A 15,548-nucleotide genomic window follows, 5' to 3' on the forward strand; every position below is an offset into this window, starting at 1 on the left:
GCGGGCATCATAGCGGCGGCTTCAGGCCGAAAGGAAGCGGTAGAAGTTGCGCAGCATTCCGGCCGTTGCGCCCCAGATGAAGCGCTCCTTGCGGGCTTCGACGTCCATGTAGGGCATCGACAACCACTCCCGGTGAATGCCGTCCCAGTCGATGGCATGTCTGCGGTGGTTGGCCGGGTTCATCAGGAAGTCCAGCGGCACTTCGAAAGCGTCGGCCACCTCGTGCGCATTGGGCTTGAGCTCGAACCCAGGCTGAACGAGCGCAACCACGGGCGTGATGACGAACGCCGTGCCGGTGGTGTAGGTCGGCAGCGTGCCGATGACTTCAGCGAACGAGGGAGGCAGTCCCACCTCTTCATCCGCTTCGCGCAGCGCAGTCGCTGCGGCATCGACGTCCGTGTCGTCGGTGCGACCACCCGGGAAGGCGATCTGGCCGGAGTGATTGGAAAGATGTGCAGTGCGCTGGGTCAACAGCACGGTGAGCCGCTCGCGCATCACCAGGGGGATGAGAACGGCCGCGGCCGCCGGCTTGCGGTCGGTGAACAGCGGTTCATTGGAAACCTCTGGCGTCCAGACCCGTTCGTGGGCGGCAAACCGCTCCCGCAGACCGTCCGTGGTCAGGCGCAACGCCGGCACGGGCGGCAGGTGCGCGTCGACCCGGAGCACGGGTGCCTCGTACGGGTCAAAACCGGGAATCTGCGAAAACGGGACGATCTTCTTCGTCATCAGGACAGCCAGAATGAGAAAGGCCGCCAGAGCATGAGCTGTGGCGGCCTGCTGCGCAGCGAAGCGCGAGGGTCTGCTTACTCTGCAGCGGCCGCAGGCGCAGCCTTGAGGGTGAGCTTTTCCTTGATACGTGCCGACTTGCCGCTGCGTTCACGCAGGTAGTACAGCTTGGCGCGACGCACGTCGCCACGGCGCTTGACTTCGATGCCGGCGATCAGCGGGCTGTAGGTCTGGAACGTACGCTCCACGCCTTCGCCGCTGGAAATCTTGCGGACGGTGAAGCCGCTGTTCAGGCCGCGATTGCGCTTGGCAATCACCACGCCTTCATAGGCCTGCACACGCTTGCGGGTGCCTTCCACCACGTTCACGCTCACGATGACCGTGTCGCCGGGGGAGAACTCAGGAATCTTCTTGCCCAGACGGGCGATTTCTTCCTGTTCGAGGGTCTGGATCAGGTTCATGTTTTCCTCAAATGATCATGCCCGCGCTACACAAAAGGCGGCTTGGGCTGGATCGCATTCAGGTGAAATGCATCCGTGCCGCGGCCGGGCAGAGGATCGAAAAGCCTTTGATTATAACAAGTTACGCGAGCCGGGCCAAGACTGACTCGTCCTGGGCGCTCAGGCGGCCGGCAGCGCGCGCTGCGGCGATCAAATCCGGCCGGTGGCGGGCGGTGACGGCCAGACGCTGGTCGCGGCGCCAACGGTCGATCTGGACATGGTGACCGGAGAGGAGTTCAGGCGGCACACCCCGGCCCTCCCAGGTTTCCGGCCGGGTGTAGTGCGGACAATCCAGCAGGCCGTCCAGCTCGGGATTGAAGCTGTCCTGGGCATGACTGCCCTGGTCGTTCAGGACACCGGGTTGCAGGCGCGCCACGGCATCCAGCAGCGCCATGGCAGCGATCTCGCCACCCGAGAGCACGAAATCGCCCAAGCTGACCTGCCGGTCCACGTAGCTGTCGATGAAGCGCTGGTCGATGCCTTCATAACGGCCGCAGATGAGGATGGCCCCGCTGCTGGCCGACCATTCACTCACCTGTCCGTGATCCAGCGGTCGCCCGATCGGCGAAAACAGCACGACCGGGGCGGCGTCCTTCCGCTCGGCACGGATGGCGGCGATGCAAAGGGCCAGCGGCTGCGCCAGCATCACCATGCCCGGACCGCCGCCGAAGGGCCGGTCGTCGACACGGCGGTAGTTGCCATCGGCGAAGTCCCGTGGATTCCAAGTCCGTACGTCCACCAGCGCGGTTTCGTAGGCACGGCGCGTAACGCCCGTTCTGAGGAACGGTTCGAAAAGTTCGGGAAGCAGCGTAATGACGTCAAATCGCATGACGCGGCGTCAGTAGTCGGGCTGCCAGTCCACGGTGATGCAGCGGCCAGGCAGATCGACCTTGTCGATGAATGCCGAAACGAAGGGAATCATCCGTTCGAGCGTCTTGCCTTCGTGCTCGTAAGCCGCCACCAGCACCGTCTGCGGGCCGGTGGAGAGCAGGTCTCGCACGACGCCGAGCTCGACCGATTCCCGGTTGACCACGCGCAGGCCGATGAGATCGACCCAGTAGTACTCATCGTCAGCCGCAGTCGGAAAACTGGAGCGGGGAATGAAAATGCGCGCGCCCTTGAGCAATTCGGCGGCATTGCGATCGTCCACGCCGTGGGCGCTGGCAACCACGCTGTCCGAATGTTCCTTCGCTTCGCGGATGGGCAGTTTCACCGTGCCGGTGAACGCCTTGGCGCCCCGTTCGGCGGGCTGGAGGAACCAGCGCTTGGAAGAAAAAAGCGCCTCTGGTGCGGCGCTGTAAGGGATGATACGGAACCACCCCTTGATGCCCCAGGCATCTCCGATGCGCCCGACTTCGATGGCGTCCGCCGGAAGTTCGGCGGCTTCGAGGCCGGGCGTCATCAGGCTTTCGGGCGGCCTGGAATCAGGCGGCCTTCCTGGTGGCTTGCTTGAGCAGGCGCTCGACGGTGGGCGAAGCCTGCGCGCCGACGCTCTTCCAGTACGTGAGACGGTCCTGGGCGATGCGCAGGCCTTCCTCGGTGTCCTTGGCGATCGGGTTGTAGAAACCCAGGCGCTCGATGAAGCGGCCGTCACGGCGCTCACGCTTGTCGGACACGACGATGTTGAAGAACGGACGGGCCTTGGCGCCGCCGCGGGAGAGTCGAATGACGACCATGATTTATCCTTCGGGTGGTGGTGATTTTCCCCGGCGTTTGAGACACGCGACTTGGCCACCCGGCCAGCGACACGCTGGAGAACCGCGAATTATAGCTTTTTGCCCGACACCGGTCCATTCATGCCCATCATCCGCCCCAGCCAGGACGCCGACCTGCCCGCAATCACGGCCATCTATGCCCACCATGTCCTGAACGGGACTGGAACCTTCGAGATCGACCCGCCCGGCGAAACCGACATGGCCGCGCGTCGCGCCGATGTGCTGTCCAAGGGTCTGCCCTGGCTTGTGGCCGAGGATGGCGGTACGGTGCTGGGGTATGCCTACTGCAACTGGTTCAAGCCGCGTCCGGCTTACCGGTTTTCCGCGGAAGACTCGATCTACATGGCCAACGACATCCGCGGCAAGGGCCTCGGACGCGCCCTGCTGACCGAACTTTGCGCCAGCGCCGAGCGCGCCGGCGTGCGCAGGCTGATTGCCGTCATCGGCGATTCCGGCAATGCCGGCTCCATCGGGGTGCATCGAGCGCTGGGTTTCGCGCCGGTGGGCGTGCTCAAGTCCTGCGGATGGAAGTTCGACCGCTGGCTGGATGTGGTCCTGATGGACAAGGCACTGGGCGTCGGCGACCAGGCGGCCCCGACGGGAGCCGATACCTGACATGCCCAAGAACAAGACCCTGACCGCCTGGCTGGCACTTTTCGGTGGTCCGCTCGGACTGCACCGTTTCTATCTGCGCGGCACCGGCGACTGGCTGGGCTGGCTGATGCCGATTCCCACCGCTCTGGGTCTGTATGGCATGGAACGCGTGCAGCAGTTCGGCCTGGACGACAAGCTGAGCTGGTTGCTGATCCCGCTTCTGGGCTTCAACATCGCCGCCTGCGCGCTCACGGCCATCGTCTATGGCCTGATGACCCCGGAGAAATGGAACGCCAGATTCAACCCCCAGGTCGAAGCCGGAGCCCGCCCCGGACAGACCAACTGGTTCACCATCTGTGCACTGGTCCTGTCGGTGCTGCTGGGTACCGGCGTGCTGATGGCCAGCCTGGCCTTCAGCTTCCAGCGGTACTTCGAATACCAGATCGACGAGGCACGCAAGATCAGCCAGTAGTCGGTAATCTTCCCAGTAGTCCCGCCAGTACTACCACCGGGCTCGAAAGCCGACCGCCGCATTGGGCCTGCTGTCCACGCGCATGCCGCCACCCGTGTCGAACAGCCGGCCGATCTCGCCGTACGCACTCCAGATGGGGTTGATATCGAGCGCAAAGCCCAGGGCGGCCTCGCCCCAACTGCCACTCGCTGCGGATGAAATCCGGGTGCTCGCCGCCGGTGTGTCGACGTGCAACGCATCCGCCCCACCCGTGGTGCGGTAGAGGTTGATCCGGCCATAGGGCTGCAGGACACCGGCGCCGGTCGTCATGCGCCCTTTCATACGCAGCCCAGTACGCGTCGTCCAGCCGTGGCTGTTGTCGTACCGGATGGTTGCGGCTGCGATGTCAGCATCGTCAAGGTGTTGGCGCCGGTAGATCAACTGGATCTGGGGCTCGAGCGTCCACCCCGCAGGGAGCACGATGGGATGACCAGCCTCCAGTGAAGCCAGGAGGCTGTTGCCACGCATGCGGATCAGCGAGCCACCGGCCGCCTGAGCATCGATGTCGTGTTCACCGGTCTGGACCACGACATCGGCGTATGTCCCCTGCCCCGCAAGGTAGGTGCCATAGGCGCCCAGATACCTCGACCGATGCCTGCTCGTTCCAGCGGCGCCCGGCGACCCGTTCACGAATCCGCTGACGTCAGCCTTGCCTTCGAGCTGCCCGACGTAGACGCCCGCGCGCCAACCCTTGCCGGCAAACAAGTCCGTACCCGCCTGAAAGCCGTTGAGGCGTGCGCTGCTTTCCGGCGACACGTCGCCCGCCTGGTTTGCCTGCGTTTCATTGGATATCAACCGCCCCCAGGCATGGCGCATCCCCACGCCCAGCTCGGCGGTCTCCGGGGCCATGCGGGAATCACCCATTCGCTGATGCAGATTGCCGAGCATCGTCATCGCGCCATGCCGCATCTGCTGCGGCAACGATGCGTGGAGCGCAATTTCGGGCCGGTAGTTCGGAACCGCAACGCCGTTCACCAAGGCGCTTGAGCTCAGGTAGACACCGGAGCCGGTGCTGTTGAGCGTGTACGTGAACGCGCCAGCCTGGACGCTGCCTCCCGCGAGGCTGAATGCGCCGCTGCCATAGCTCGCACCATTGAGCAGGCCGACCAGCTGGATGCCGTCTCCTGTCGTCGGCGCCCCCAGCCCGCCTGCATAGGCCACCTCGATCGATGTCTGGCCACTGGCAACGGCCGTGGGACCGTCGAGCAGGAGCCGATCGCTCGGGCTGCTGCTGTCCCCGAGCACGGACGAAAGCCGCAACACACCGCCGACACCGACATACGGACCTGTCACGGTCAGGACGGTGCCCGGCACACTGCCCCGCAGGCTGACAACGCCGCCGTTCTGGAGCGAAGCGATCGACTGCGCGTGCCCCGCGAGATCGAGCAGAGCGCCACTGGCGATGGAATATGCGGAACCGGCGCTGAAGACAGAAGGTGCGGCGGCTACCAGCGAGCCCGACGTCACGGACGTCGCGCCGGTGTAGTTGCCCGATCCCGCCAACGTGAGCGCTCCTGCTCCGATTTTTTCCATACCGCCGCTGCCACTCAACGCGCCTGACAGGACGGTTCCCGCAGCACCGCTGTCAACGATTGCACTGCCCGGTCCGCTGAAGACGAGATCGTTGGCAAGGTTCAGCCCTTCGACGTGAAGCGTCGTTCCGTCGGCCATCGCCAGCGCCCCGGTACCGAGTGCGCTCGCTACACCCAGGCTCAATTGGCCATTGAGCAGGGACGTCCCGCCGGAATAGGTGCTGGTCCCGTTCAGCCATGTATCGCCGTTGACCTGCAATCCCCCAGTGCCTTCGATGTTTCCTGCGAACACGTTGCCGCCCGTCATCAGTCGCAGCGTGCGCGCACCCAGGACGACACGCCCCGCCCCCGTCAGGGCATTGACGGCCGCACCAGTGTTGGTGAGCGAAATATCGAGCGTGCCATCCACGTTCACCGCGCTGGAAGACGCGATCGAGCCGGAACCGCTGAGTTGCATGGTTCCCTGCAGGATATTCGTGGTCCCTGAATAGGTATTGATCCCTGCAAGGAATAGATTCCCGAAGCCGGTCTTCACGACGTTGCCGGTGCCATTGATGACGGTGGTTGACGCCATGAATTCGATGGAGTTGGCTGCATTGACAGGATCGAATGTGATCGTGTGCGAGCCGATGTCGATACCGCTTGGGGTCCCGGTCGAGGCCAGTCTCAGGATGATGCGCCACCCGCCACCGGCCGGATTGTTCGCGCGCATCACCAGATCGTCCTCCCAATAAGAATGGTAGAAAAAGTTCACTATTCCATTCTTGTTGGTCTCCGCACCAATGCCGCCCACACCATGGACATGAATCGGGGCCTGTCCGTGATTGGTATTCACCATTGTTGCAGTGCTGCCGTCGAGCACCAGCACGGAACCGATGTGGAGGTGGGTTGTTCCGGACGCGATGATGCCGTTTGCCAGCGGCACGGCCGGAACGAGGCTTCCGAAAACTGCACGATCGGAAATCCCGGGAACTGCGCCTTCAAGCCATGCGCCCGGCACTGTCCAGGCCTGGCCCGGAGAGATCCGTGCCCAATGGAAATCCGCTGCCATGGATGACAGCGGGATCGTCATGCATGAGGCCGCAGCCAGACTGCGGACCAGCGCCCTCAGCGCAAACTGACAGTTGCTCGACATTCTCTTCCCCTGTTCCAGTTGAACTGGAAACCAGCGTAAGAAGCGACTGTCAAAACATTGTCAAATGCTCCGCCCTGAAAGGTTAAGCATTGTCAAACGCGGCTCGCACGCGACAAATGTGCCGCGTGTCGATCTCAGAAAATCTGCAGACTGATCCAGTAAGCGAGCGCTGCAACGAATGCGCTCGCGGGGATGGTGAGAATCCACGCCCAGATGATGTTGCCGGCCACGCCCCAGCGCACCGCGCTCGCGCGCTGCGTGGAACCCACACCGACGATCGCACCCGTGATGGTGTGCGTCGTGGACACCGGGATTCCGAGAAAGGTCGCAAGGAACAGCGTCATCGCACCACCCGTCTCGGCGCAGAAGCCACCGACCGGTTTGAGCTTGGTGATTTTCTGGCCCATGGTCTTGACAATGCGCCAGCCACCGAACATCGTGCCCAGACCGATGGTGATGTAGCAGGCGATCACGACCCAGCCCGGCAGATGCTCCGTGGTTGCCTGCATCCACGTCGGCAGCCCCTGTACCTGCGAGCTGGTGGCGGCGATGAGCAGCAGCCAGATGATGCCGGCCGTCTTCTGCGCATCGTTGCCGCCGTGCCCCAGGCTGTACGCACCGGCGGAAACCAGTTGCAGACGGCGGAACCAGCGGTCCACACGGCTCGGCGTCGCACGCCGGAAGACCCAGGCCACGATGACCATCATCAGCGAGCCGAGCAGGAAGCCGAGGAACGGCGAAACGAAGATGAACGCCACGGTCTTGAGGATGCCCGCAGTGATGAGCGCGCCCGAACCCGCCTTGGCAATGACCGCGCCCACGATGCCGCCGATGAGCGCATGCGACGAACTGCTGGGAATGCCGTAGTACCAGGTGACGAGGTTCCAAGTGATCGCGCCGACCAGCGCGCCGAACACCACGTGCATGTCCACGACGCCGGGCATCGCGATGCCCTTTCCGATGGTGGCAGCCACACTCAGGTGGAAGACGAACAGGGCGACGAAGTTGAATGTCGCGGCGAAAACGACGGCATGCAGGGGCTTGAGCACCCCGGTGGACACCACTGTCGCAATGGAGTTCGCTGCGTCATGAAAACCGTTCATGAAGTCGAACACCAATGCCAGCACGACCAGCATCAGCACGACCCACAGGGCGGGCGGCAAGTACTCCATGGCGATCAGGAATTCTCGAGGACGATGCCCTCGATCTGATTCGCCACATCCTCGCACTTGTCGGTGATGGTTTCGAGCAGCTCGTAGATCGCCTTGAGCTTGATGACTTCCCGCACGTCCGGTTCTTCGCGGAACAGCTTGCTCATGGCTGCGCGCATCACGCGGTCGGCGTCACTCTCGAGCTTGTCGATTTCCTCGCAGGTCTTGAGGGCCGCTTCGGCCGTGGCCGGATCGGCGATCTTGGGCAGCAGGTTCACCGCGTCACGCACGCGCTCGCAGCAACGCAGGCTCAGGTCGGTCAGGCGGGCGATCTCCGGCGTCATGGTGCGCACGTCGTACAGCGCCATGGTTTCTGCCGAATCCTGGATCAGGTCGGCCACATCGTCCATGGTGTTGATGAGCCCGTGGATCTGCTCACGATCGATGGGCGTGATGAAGGTCTTGTGGATCGCGCGGTTGACGTCATGCGTCACACGGTCTGCCGCACGCTCGGCGTTATCCACGTCCTGGTTGTACTTGTCGCGCAGGTGCGGGTCGTTGTAGTTGTTCACCAGCTGGGAGAAGGCGCGCGCCGCTTCGACGATGCGATCGGCGTGCTGGTTGAACATCTCGAAAAAGTTGCCTTCGCGTGGCAGCAGCTTGCCAAACATGGCGGCTCCTCAGCAGGGAATGTGACAGTAACGTGTCAATTTGATGACAGGCGGGAGTTTAACCGCCCGCCCTTTGCGTCGTGGTCAGGGCCGCCGGGACGCTCAGGCGCTCCGGAAGATGAAGTACACCGCACCGACCATGCACAGCGCAGCCCAGAGATAGTCGAGCTTGAGCGGCTCGTTCATGTAAAACACCGCAAACGGCATGAACACGGCGAGCGTGATCACCTCCTGCATGATCTTGAGTTGCCCCAGGCTGAAGCCGGCCTGCTGGAAGCCGAGCCGGTTGGCCGGCACCTGCAGCAGGTATTCGAACAGCGCGATACCCCAGCTCACCAGCGCCGCCGCATACCACGGAGCCGTCGCCAGATTCTTCAGGTGCCCATACCAGGCGAAGGTCATGAACACGTTGCTCGCCACGAGCAGGAGAATGGTCTGGGCCGACAGCGGAATGGACTGGAGGATCTGCATGGCCGCAATTATCCGGTCAGAGTTTCTCGATGCGCTGTCCCGCCACGGCCGCGAGCGACGCCGGGTCGACCCGCTGCGGTGCGACTTCCGCCAATGGCACAAGCACGAAAGCCCGTTCGTTCATGCGCGGATGAGGCACCGTCAGGACGGGCGTATCGAGGGTCTGGTCGGCGTACAGCAGCAGATCCAGGTCGAGCGTGCGCGGCGCGTTGCGCCACGGTCGTTCCCGGCCTTCGGCAAGTTCGATGGCCTGCAACGCGGCAAGCAATTCCATCGGCTCGAGCCGTGTTCGGATTTCCGCCACCGCATTGATGAAGTCCGGCCCGGTCGCGTCGACAGGCGCCGTGCGGTACAGCGATGACTTGGCAGCGAGCCACGTGTGCGGCAATTCGTCGAGCGCCCGCAGCGCACGCCGTACGGTGTCTTCGGCGTCGCCCAGATTGGCGCCCAATGCCACCCAGGCCGGTACAGGCGTCGACAAGGGAGCCGGAACCTGCGGCAAGCCGCGCCTCAGTCTTCGGAAGACGCCGATGCGCCGGATGAGCCCCCGCCCTGGCCGCCTTCGCCGGCACCTTCGCCGGCACTCTTTCGCGCGCCCGAGCGGCGGCGGCGGCGCTTCTTGCGCGGCGCGTCGGCTGCACCTTCCTCGACGGAAGGCTGCTCTGCATCGCTCTCGGTGGCGTCCGTGACTGGCGCAGCATCGACAGGACCGCCCTGTGCGTCACCGACCGCTTGTGCACGCACGCGAACCGGCCCCGAGCGCGGCTTCTTCGGCGTCTGGCTCTTCTGTTCCTCGCGGGCCTGGTCCAGCAAGTCCTGGCGACGCGACTCGTCGGCCGTACTGAACTCCTGCCACCACTCGGCCAGCGCTTCGTCGATTTCGCCCACATCGGCGCGCAGGCGCATGAAGTCGAAGCCAGCGCGAAAACGGGGCTGTTCGACCAGGCTCCACGGCGTCTGGCCCGAGCGCTTGTCGAATCGCGGCTGCATCATCCAGATCTCGCGCATATCGGCTGCGAGCTTGCCGCGGCCGGACACATCACCGATGCGTGCGTTGAACACGTCGTCGATCGCGTCCTGCAGCGCAGGGAACGGGTGCTGGCGCTTGAGGCGCTGCGCCCAGCCTTCGCGCACGTCGCCCCAGAGCACGCACGCCAGCAGGAAACTCGGCGCGACCGGCTTGCCCTCGCCGACGCGGCGGTCCGTGTCCTGCAGCGCGGCCTGCACGAACGGCTGGTCCGCGCGCTCCACGACGAGATCGAGCAGCGGATAGATGCCGCGCTCCAGACCCAGGTGCCTGAGTTGGGCAATGGTCGCCAGCGCATGGCCGGTCTGCAGCAGCTTGAGCATTTCGTCGAACAGCCGGCTTTGCGGCACATCGGCCAGCAGCGACTGCGACTTGACCAGCGGCGCTGCCGTTTTCGCGTCGAATTTGAAGCCGAGCGCATTCAGCTTGGCTGCAAAACGCACGGCGCGGATGATTCGCACCGGGTCTTCGCGGTAGCGCGTGGCCGGGTCGCCGATCATTCGCAGCACGCGTTTGTTGGAGTCCTTGATGCCGCCGTGGTAGTCCACCACCACCTGTGTCTCGGGGTCGTAGTACATCGCATTGATGGTGAAGTCACGGCGCGCGGCATCTTCGTCCTGCGGGCCCCAGACGTTGTCGCGCAACACGCGGCCCGAGGCATCGACGGCGTGAGTCATGCCCGCAAGCTCGTTCTTGCTGCTCTTCTCGTTCCCCGTCACCTGCCCGGCCAGCGCGCTGTCCATGTGCGCCCGGAAGGTCGACACCTCGATCACTTCGTGTTCTCGCCCGCGTCCGTAGACCACATGCACGATGCGGAAGCGCCGGCCGATGATGAAGGCCCGGCGGAACAGGCCCTTGACCTGTTCGGGCGTTGCACTGGTCGCGACATCGAAATCCTTGGGACGCAGGCCCAGCAGCAGGTCGCGCACCGCGCCGCCGACGATGTAAGCCTCGAAGCCCGCCTGCTGCAGTGTGCGCACCACGTTGAGGGCACGCTCGTCCACCAGCGCGGCATTGATGCCGTGCACGCTCTGCGGCACTTCCTCACGCTTGCCGAAGCGCTGCTTGCGCGAGGCCGGGCCATCGCCCTTGCCGAGTAATTTGTCGATGAGTTTCTTGATCATTGCTTGGCAAACAGGTCCAGTATGCGCCAGCCGCGTTCGCGCGCCAGGCTGCGAAGGCGGTCGTCAGGGTTGGTCGCCACCGGATGGTTCACACGCTCCAGAAGCATGAGGTCATTGATGGAATCGGTATAGAAAGTGCTGTTCACGTCGCCCCATCCGAGGCCGCGCGCAGACAGCCATTGTTCCATGCGCGCCACCTTGCCCTCGCGGGCCGACGGAATTCCACGGATTTCACCGGTGATCCATCCATCGGCGCCGCGCTCGAGCTCCACCGCCAGCAGTTCGCGCACGCCGAAGGCTTCGGCGATGGGCCGGGTGACGAATTCGTTGGTGGCGGTGACGATCAGCACCTCGTCACCCGCGTCCTGATGACGGCGAACGAGGGACACCGCCTCCTCCACCATGCTGGGTTGCACCATGGTGCGCATGAACTCTGCGTGCGCCTTCGCGGCCGCCTCCGGGCCGCGCCGTCGTACCGCGTCGGTGGCAAAACGGACGTAGTCGTGGATGTCCAGCGTGCCGGCCTTGTAGTGCGCGAAGAACTCGTCGTTGCGCTGGGCGAAGAGGACCGGGTCGGTCCAGCCGATCTGCGTGGTGAAGACGCCCCACGAATAGTCCGAATCGATCGGAAGCAGCGTGTGGTCGAGGTCGAACAGGGTCAGGTTCATCGAAAGGGTTCACTCGTTTTCGAGCATGGACTTGATCAGCGGCACGGTGATCGCGCGCTTGGTCTGCAGCGCATAGCCGTCGAGTTGCTCGAGCAGCGCGACCAGGCTTCCCAGATCGCGAGAGAAGCGCGTCAGCATGAAGCTCATGACGTCGTCGCTCAGGAAGACACCGCGATCGTCGGCATGCTGGCGCAGCACGGCGCGCCGCTCGGGTTCGCTCAGCACCTGAAGCTGGAAGACGTGCCCCCAGCCAAGGCGCGTGCGCAGGTCTTCGCGCAGCTTGAGGTCTGCCGGTGGCGCGACGCCCGCCGACAGCACCCAGCGGTGATGCGTCTGCGCGTTCACGAACCAGTTGAAGGCCGCATGCTGCTGCGTAGCCGTGTAGAGGTGCACGTCGTCCATCAGTACCGCGGCCCAGTGTTCCGAGAATGCGGGCGGCTCGGGCATCGACGCATCCATCCAACCGATCTGGCCGCCCTGCTCGCGCAGGACTTCGCGCACCGCCTTGAGCAGGTGGCTCTTTCCGCTGGCAGGCATGCCCCAGAGATAGGTCGGCACCGGCGAACGCGTGGCATTGCCGGCCCATAGTTGAAGGTGACGCAAGGCCGCCTCGTTGGGGCCTGCGAAAAAATTGGCCAGCGTGGGTCCGCTGGACAAACCGATATCGAGGGCGATCTGCTTCACATCAAGCGTTCCGCGGGAACGTTGCGGATGGCGAAATTCTATCGGGCCCGGTGCGCCGGTCAGTTGCGGGCGCGGCGCAGCTCCGCCACGCGGTCCGCGATGGCATCAATGTCCAGCGCGTCTTCGGCATGCACGAGATAGGTTTCCAGATCGACCACGGCCTGCGCATCGTGGCCTTGCGAAGCGTGGGCCAGCCCGCGGTCGCGGAACTCGCCCCAGGCTTCGGGCAGCAGCGCGATCAGGCGGTCCTGCACCGCCACCAGCCGGCCCCAGTCTTCCTGCGCGCGGTGGATTTCCTTCAGGTTGCGCAGCATGCGTGCGACGATTTCGCGGGGCGTCGCGGCCTGCAGGTACAGGCCGAGCGGCACGTCGAACTCGTCCACCAGCCCATTGCGACGCTTGTAGGGCTCCAGCCGTTCGGACAGCTCCTCGCGGCTGAGCGATTGCCCCGTGAACGGGTCGATGACCACCTGGCCTTTCGGCAGGTTCACCTTGACCATGAAATGCCCGGGAAAACTCACGCCTCGCGCATGCAGGCCCAGGCCCGTCGCCAGTTCGATCCACAGCACGGCCAGAGAGATGGGAATGCCCCGCCGGGTACGCAGCACAGCGTTCAGGTAGCTGTTGTCCGGATCGTAGTAGTCGTTGACGTTGCCACCGAAGCTCAGGTCGCGGAAGAAGAACTGGTTGAGCATGCGCAGCCGTTGCAGCGGCGCGGCATCGGCCGGCAGGCGACGCTTGAGCCGGGCCAGAAGCTGGTCCACGTCGCCCAGCACCTGCTGGATGTCGAGTTCGGGGTATTCGTCCTGCGCGAGGCTGGCCACGGTTTCCAGCAAAGGGAAGTGATCGTCGCTCTGCACCAGCGAGGTGAAGTATTCCAGCGGCGTGGGCAATTGCAGGCTCAGCGGCATGGAGCTTTGTACCAACCGGTTCGACGGGCGTCAACGTCGTTTGCCAATGCTCACACGCAGCCCGACCGGCCCCGCGTGCTCGACACGATAGTTCCAGGCATCCGGCGGACCCTGCAAGCCCTGGCCATCAGCGACGGACGAACTGCCTCAGCTTGAGGCCTGCGGCCCAGAGCGCGCCGAAATACACGAGTGCAGAGCCGCACAGCACCAGGAAAAAGATGCCCAGCCGCTTCCAGCCTTGCGCCTGCAGTGCGAGCCACTGCAGGCTGCCGGTTGCCCACATCAGGAAAACCGCCAGCAGCGCAGACGCCGCCACCACCTGCAAGCCGAAGACCAGCCAGCCGGCCGACGGCCTGTAACTGCCGCGCCGCAACAGACCGACGAGCAGCCAGACGGCATTGATGAGCGCGCCGATCCCGATGGAAAGCGCCAGACCCGCGTGGCGGAACATCGGCACCAGCGCGAAATTCAGCAGCTGCGTGATCACCAGCACCACGATGGCGATGCGCACCGGCGTGCGGATGTCCTGCGCGGCGTAAAAACCCGGTGCCAGCACCTTGATGGCAACCAGACCGACAAGACCGACGCCATAACCCATGAGCGCCACCGTCGTCTGCTGCACATCGCGGTCGGTGAACGCCCCGTAGTGATACAGCACCGCCACCAGCGGCTGAGCGAACACCAGCAACGCGACAGCCGAAGGCACGGCCAGCAGCACCACCAGCCTCAGCCCCCAGTCGAGCATGCCGGAATAGCGGTCCGCGTCGCCGGAAGCGCGCGCGCTTGCAAGCTGCGGCATCAGCACGACACCCAGTGCCACGCCCAGCATGGCCGTGGGAAATTCCATCAGCCGGTCCGCATAGCCCAGCCAGCTGACGCTGCCCGCCTCCAGATGCGAGGCGATCTGCGTATTGATGAGGAGCGATATCTGCGCGACGCTGACACCCAGCAAGGCCGGGAGCATCAAGGTTGCCACGCGCCGCGTGCCCGGGTCATTCCAGGCAGCGCGGACAGCGGAAACGGTCACGCCGATTTTCGGCAGCAGGCCCAGCCGCGCCAATGCGGGAACCTGGACTGCCAGCTGCAGCACGCCCCCGGCCATGACCCCTGCGGCCATGGCGTAGATCGGCTGGACTCCATGCGATGCAAACCACGGAGCCCCCAGCCAGGCTGCAGCAATCATCGCCACGTTCAGCAGCACGGGCGTGGCCGCCGGTACCGCAAAGCGCTTCCAGGTGTTGAGCACGCCCGATGACAGGGCCACCAGCGACATGAAGCCGATGTACGGGAACATCCATCGCGTCATCAGCACGGCAGATTCGAAGCCTTCCGGCGGCAGGCCGCTGGCCATGGCCCAGACCAGCAGCGGCGCTGCGACAACACCGACGGCGCAGACAAACACCAGCACCCAGGCCAGCACGGTAGTCACGCGCGCGACCAGCGCGCGGGTGGCATCGTCACCCTCGTGCTCCCGCGTGGCGGCCAGCACGGGGATGAACGCCTGGCTGAACGCCCCTTCCGCGAACCAGCGGCGGAACAGGTTGGGAATGCGGAATGCGACGTTGAAGGCATCCGTCAGCGCGCTGGCGCCGAAGGTGGAAGCCATGAGCAGCTCGCGCACCAGCCCGGTGATGCGGGACACCAGGGTCAGCAGGGAGACAGTGGAAGCGGCTTTGAAAAGCGACACGGCCTGCAGTGTAGCCCCCGCTCGACGCCGTTTTTCCGTTCCGGCGCTGCACAACCCACGGGAAAGTGAGTGGCTGCTATAATCGTGGGCTTTGCTGACATCATCCTCAGACACGAAGGATCAATACCATGGCATCTGCCAAACCCAAGAAAAAGAACCCGCGCCTGGCGTCGGGCCGTAAACGCGCCCGCCAGGACGTGAAACTCAACGCCGCGAACTCCTCGCTGCGCTCCAAATACCGCACCGCCGTCAAGAACGTCGAGAAGGCCGTTGCCGCTGGCGACAAGACCAAGGCCTCCGAACTGTTCGCCAAGGCACAAAGCATCGTGGACACGGTGGCCGACAAGGGCATCTTCCACAAGAACAAGGCCGCTCGCGACAAGAGCCGCCTGTCCGCCAAGGTGAAAGCCCTGGCGCAAGCCGCCGCCTGACGCTTCAGGC

General features: G+C 64.5%; 18 protein-coding genes. 3 read left to right on the forward strand and 15 right to left on the reverse strand.

The window, feature by feature from the left end:
* Positions 1-21 precede the first annotated feature (21 nt).
* The 5 genes from ACO2Q9_RS17235 to rpsP form a co-directional block, all read right to left on the reverse strand.
* Complete coding sequence (locus tag ACO2Q9_RS17235; protein WP_423313012.1) at positions 22-726, reverse strand: CoA pyrophosphatase; 705 nt, start codon at positions 724-726, stop codon at positions 22-24.
* A gap of 77 nt (positions 727-803) precedes the next feature.
* Positions 804-1,187, reverse strand: a complete 384-nt coding sequence (rplS, locus tag ACO2Q9_RS17240) for a 50S ribosomal protein L19 (protein WP_423313013.1) — start codon at positions 1,185-1,187, stop codon at positions 804-806.
* A gap of 121 nt (positions 1,188-1,308) precedes the next feature.
* On the reverse strand, positions 1,309-2,055 hold the full coding sequence (gene trmD / locus ACO2Q9_RS17245) for a tRNA (guanosine(37)-N1)-methyltransferase TrmD (RefSeq protein ID WP_423313014.1): 747 nt from the start codon (positions 2,053-2,055) through the stop codon (positions 1,309-1,311).
* 9 nt (positions 2,056-2,064) lie between these two features.
* Positions 2,065-2,628, reverse strand: coding sequence for a ribosome maturation factor RimM (gene rimM, locus ACO2Q9_RS17250; RefSeq protein WP_423313015.1), 564 nt, complete (start codon positions 2,626-2,628; stop codon positions 2,065-2,067).
* 22 nt (positions 2,629-2,650) lie between these two features.
* Positions 2,651-2,902: a 30S ribosomal protein S16 gene (gene rpsP, locus ACO2Q9_RS17255; protein ID WP_423313017.1), complete on the reverse strand. Its 252-nt coding sequence runs from the start codon at positions 2,900-2,902 to the stop codon at positions 2,651-2,653.
* Positions 2,903-3,022: 120 nt separating this feature from the next.
* Between rpsP and ACO2Q9_RS17260 the strand changes: the two genes are divergently transcribed.
* Complete coding sequence (locus tag ACO2Q9_RS17260) at positions 3,023-3,556, forward strand: GNAT family N-acetyltransferase (protein WP_423313019.1); 534 nt, start codon at positions 3,023-3,025, stop codon at positions 3,554-3,556.
* 1 nt (position 3,557) lies between these two features.
* Positions 3,558-4,007, forward strand: coding sequence for an NINE protein (locus ACO2Q9_RS17265; RefSeq protein ID WP_423313021.1), 450 nt, complete (start codon positions 3,558-3,560; stop codon positions 4,005-4,007).
* A 30-nt stretch (positions 4,008-4,037) separates the two neighbouring features.
* Here ACO2Q9_RS17265 and ACO2Q9_RS17270 read toward each other — a convergent pair whose 3' ends face one another.
* The 10 genes from ACO2Q9_RS17270 to murJ all read right to left on the reverse strand — a co-directional run bounded on the left by ACO2Q9_RS17270 (position 4,038) and on the right by murJ (position 15,107).
* Positions 4,038-6,650 (reverse strand): autotransporter domain-containing protein, encoded by a 2,613-nt coding sequence (locus ACO2Q9_RS17270; protein WP_423313023.1) that lies wholly within the window; start codon positions 6,648-6,650, stop codon positions 4,038-4,040.
* A 197-nt stretch (positions 6,651-6,847) separates the two neighbouring features.
* The gene (locus ACO2Q9_RS17275; protein ID WP_423313025.1) at positions 6,848-7,885 is read right to left on the reverse strand and encodes an inorganic phosphate transporter; all 1,038 of its coding nucleotides are present in this window, start codon (positions 7,883-7,885) and stop codon (positions 6,848-6,850) included.
* A gap of 5 nt (positions 7,886-7,890) precedes the next feature.
* Positions 7,891-8,535, reverse strand: coding sequence for a DUF47 domain-containing protein (locus tag ACO2Q9_RS17280; protein ID WP_423313027.1), 645 nt, complete (start codon positions 8,533-8,535; stop codon positions 7,891-7,893).
* Between the two features lie 102 nt (positions 8,536-8,637).
* Positions 8,638-9,006 (reverse strand): DMT family protein, encoded by a 369-nt coding sequence (locus ACO2Q9_RS17285; protein WP_423313029.1) that lies wholly within the window; start codon positions 9,004-9,006, stop codon positions 8,638-8,640.
* A 16-nt stretch (positions 9,007-9,022) separates the two neighbouring features.
* Positions 9,023-9,487 (reverse strand): 2-amino-4-hydroxy-6-hydroxymethyldihydropteridine diphosphokinase, encoded by a 465-nt coding sequence (gene folK / locus ACO2Q9_RS17290; RefSeq protein ID WP_423313031.1) that lies wholly within the window; start codon positions 9,485-9,487, stop codon positions 9,023-9,025.
* A gap of 29 nt (positions 9,488-9,516) precedes the next feature.
* Positions 9,517-11,157 (reverse strand): polynucleotide adenylyltransferase PcnB, encoded by a 1,641-nt coding sequence (pcnB, locus tag ACO2Q9_RS17295; RefSeq protein ID WP_423313033.1) that lies wholly within the window; start codon positions 11,155-11,157, stop codon positions 9,517-9,519.
* Entirely contained in the window at positions 11,154-11,825 is a 672-nt protein-coding gene (locus ACO2Q9_RS17300) for an HAD family hydrolase (RefSeq protein WP_423313035.1), read from the reverse strand. Before ACO2Q9_RS17300 ends, pcnB begins: the two co-directional genes overlap by 4 nt.
* Before the next feature lie 9 nt (positions 11,826-11,834).
* Positions 11,835-12,509 (reverse strand): DnaA regulatory inactivator Hda, encoded by a 675-nt coding sequence (gene hda, locus ACO2Q9_RS17305; RefSeq protein ID WP_423313037.1) that lies wholly within the window; start codon positions 12,507-12,509, stop codon positions 11,835-11,837.
* 59 nt (positions 12,510-12,568) lie between these two features.
* Positions 12,569-13,420, reverse strand: a complete 852-nt coding sequence (locus ACO2Q9_RS17310; protein WP_423313039.1) for a SirB1 family protein — start codon at positions 13,418-13,420, stop codon at positions 12,569-12,571.
* 127 nt (positions 13,421-13,547) lie between these two features.
* Entirely contained in the window at positions 13,548-15,107 is a 1,560-nt protein-coding gene (gene murJ / locus ACO2Q9_RS17315; protein WP_423313041.1) for a murein biosynthesis integral membrane protein MurJ, read from the reverse strand.
* 128 nt (positions 15,108-15,235) lie between these two features.
* On the opposite strand from murJ, the gene rpsT reads away from it, so the two are divergent.
* Positions 15,236-15,538 carry a 30S ribosomal protein S20 gene (rpsT, locus tag ACO2Q9_RS17320; protein WP_423313043.1) on the forward strand — a complete coding sequence of 101 codons (303 nt, stop codon included), beginning with the start codon at positions 15,236-15,238 and terminating at the stop codon, positions 15,536-15,538.
* The last annotated feature ends 10 nt before the right edge of the window (positions 15,539-15,548 follow it).

This window comes from Variovorax sp. VNK109 (assembly GCF_049445855.1).
GTDB lineage: Bacteria > Pseudomonadota > Gammaproteobacteria > Burkholderiales > Burkholderiaceae_C > JAGOCV01.

Bases quoted from the DNA above. Each gene is read 5' to 3' on its own strand.
- pcnB (WP_423313033.1), bottom strand. From the start codon at position 11,157: ATGATCAAGAAACTCATCGACAAATTACTCGGCAAGGGCGATGGCCCG.
- rimM (WP_423313015.1), bottom strand. From the start codon at position 2,628: ATGACGCCCGGCCTCGAAGCCGCCGAACTTCCGGCGGACGCCATCGAA.
- rpsT (WP_423313043.1), top strand. From the start codon at position 15,236: ATGGCATCTGCCAAACCCAAGAAAAAGAACCCGCGCCTGGCGTCGGGC.
- rplS (WP_423313013.1), bottom strand. From the start codon at position 1,187: ATGAACCTGATCCAGACCCTCGAACAGGAAGAAATCGCCCGTCTGGGC.
- ACO2Q9_RS17270 (WP_423313023.1), bottom strand. From the start codon at position 6,650: ATGACGATCCCGCTGTCATCCATGGCAGCGGATTTCCATTGGGCACGG.
- ACO2Q9_RS17275 (WP_423313025.1), bottom strand. From the start codon at position 7,885: ATGGAGTACTTGCCGCCCGCCCTGTGGGTCGTGCTGATGCTGGTCGTG.
- ACO2Q9_RS17285 (WP_423313029.1), bottom strand. From the start codon at position 9,006: ATGCAGATCCTCCAGTCCATTCCGCTGTCGGCCCAGACCATTCTCCTG.
- ACO2Q9_RS17310 (WP_423313039.1), bottom strand. From the start codon at position 13,420: ATGCCGCTGAGCCTGCAATTGCCCACGCCGCTGGAATACTTCACCTCG.
- ACO2Q9_RS17300 (WP_423313035.1), bottom strand. From the start codon at position 11,825: ATGAACCTGACCCTGTTCGACCTCGACCACACGCTGCTTCCGATCGAT.
- ACO2Q9_RS17260 (WP_423313019.1), top strand. From the start codon at position 3,023: ATGCCCATCATCCGCCCCAGCCAGGACGCCGACCTGCCCGCAATCACG.
- trmD (WP_423313014.1), bottom strand. From the start codon at position 2,055: ATGCGATTTGACGTCATTACGCTGCTTCCCGAACTTTTCGAACCGTTC.
- rpsP (WP_423313017.1), bottom strand. From the start codon at position 2,902: ATGGTCGTCATTCGACTCTCCCGCGGCGGCGCCAAGGCCCGTCCGTTC.
- ACO2Q9_RS17280 (WP_423313027.1), bottom strand. From the start codon at position 8,535: ATGTTTGGCAAGCTGCTGCCACGCGAAGGCAACTTTTTCGAGATGTTC.
- ACO2Q9_RS17235 (WP_423313012.1), bottom strand. From the start codon at position 726: ATGACGAAGAAGATCGTCCCGTTTTCGCAGATTCCCGGTTTTGACCCG.
- ACO2Q9_RS17265 (WP_423313021.1), top strand. From the start codon at position 3,558: ATGCCCAAGAACAAGACCCTGACCGCCTGGCTGGCACTTTTCGGTGGT.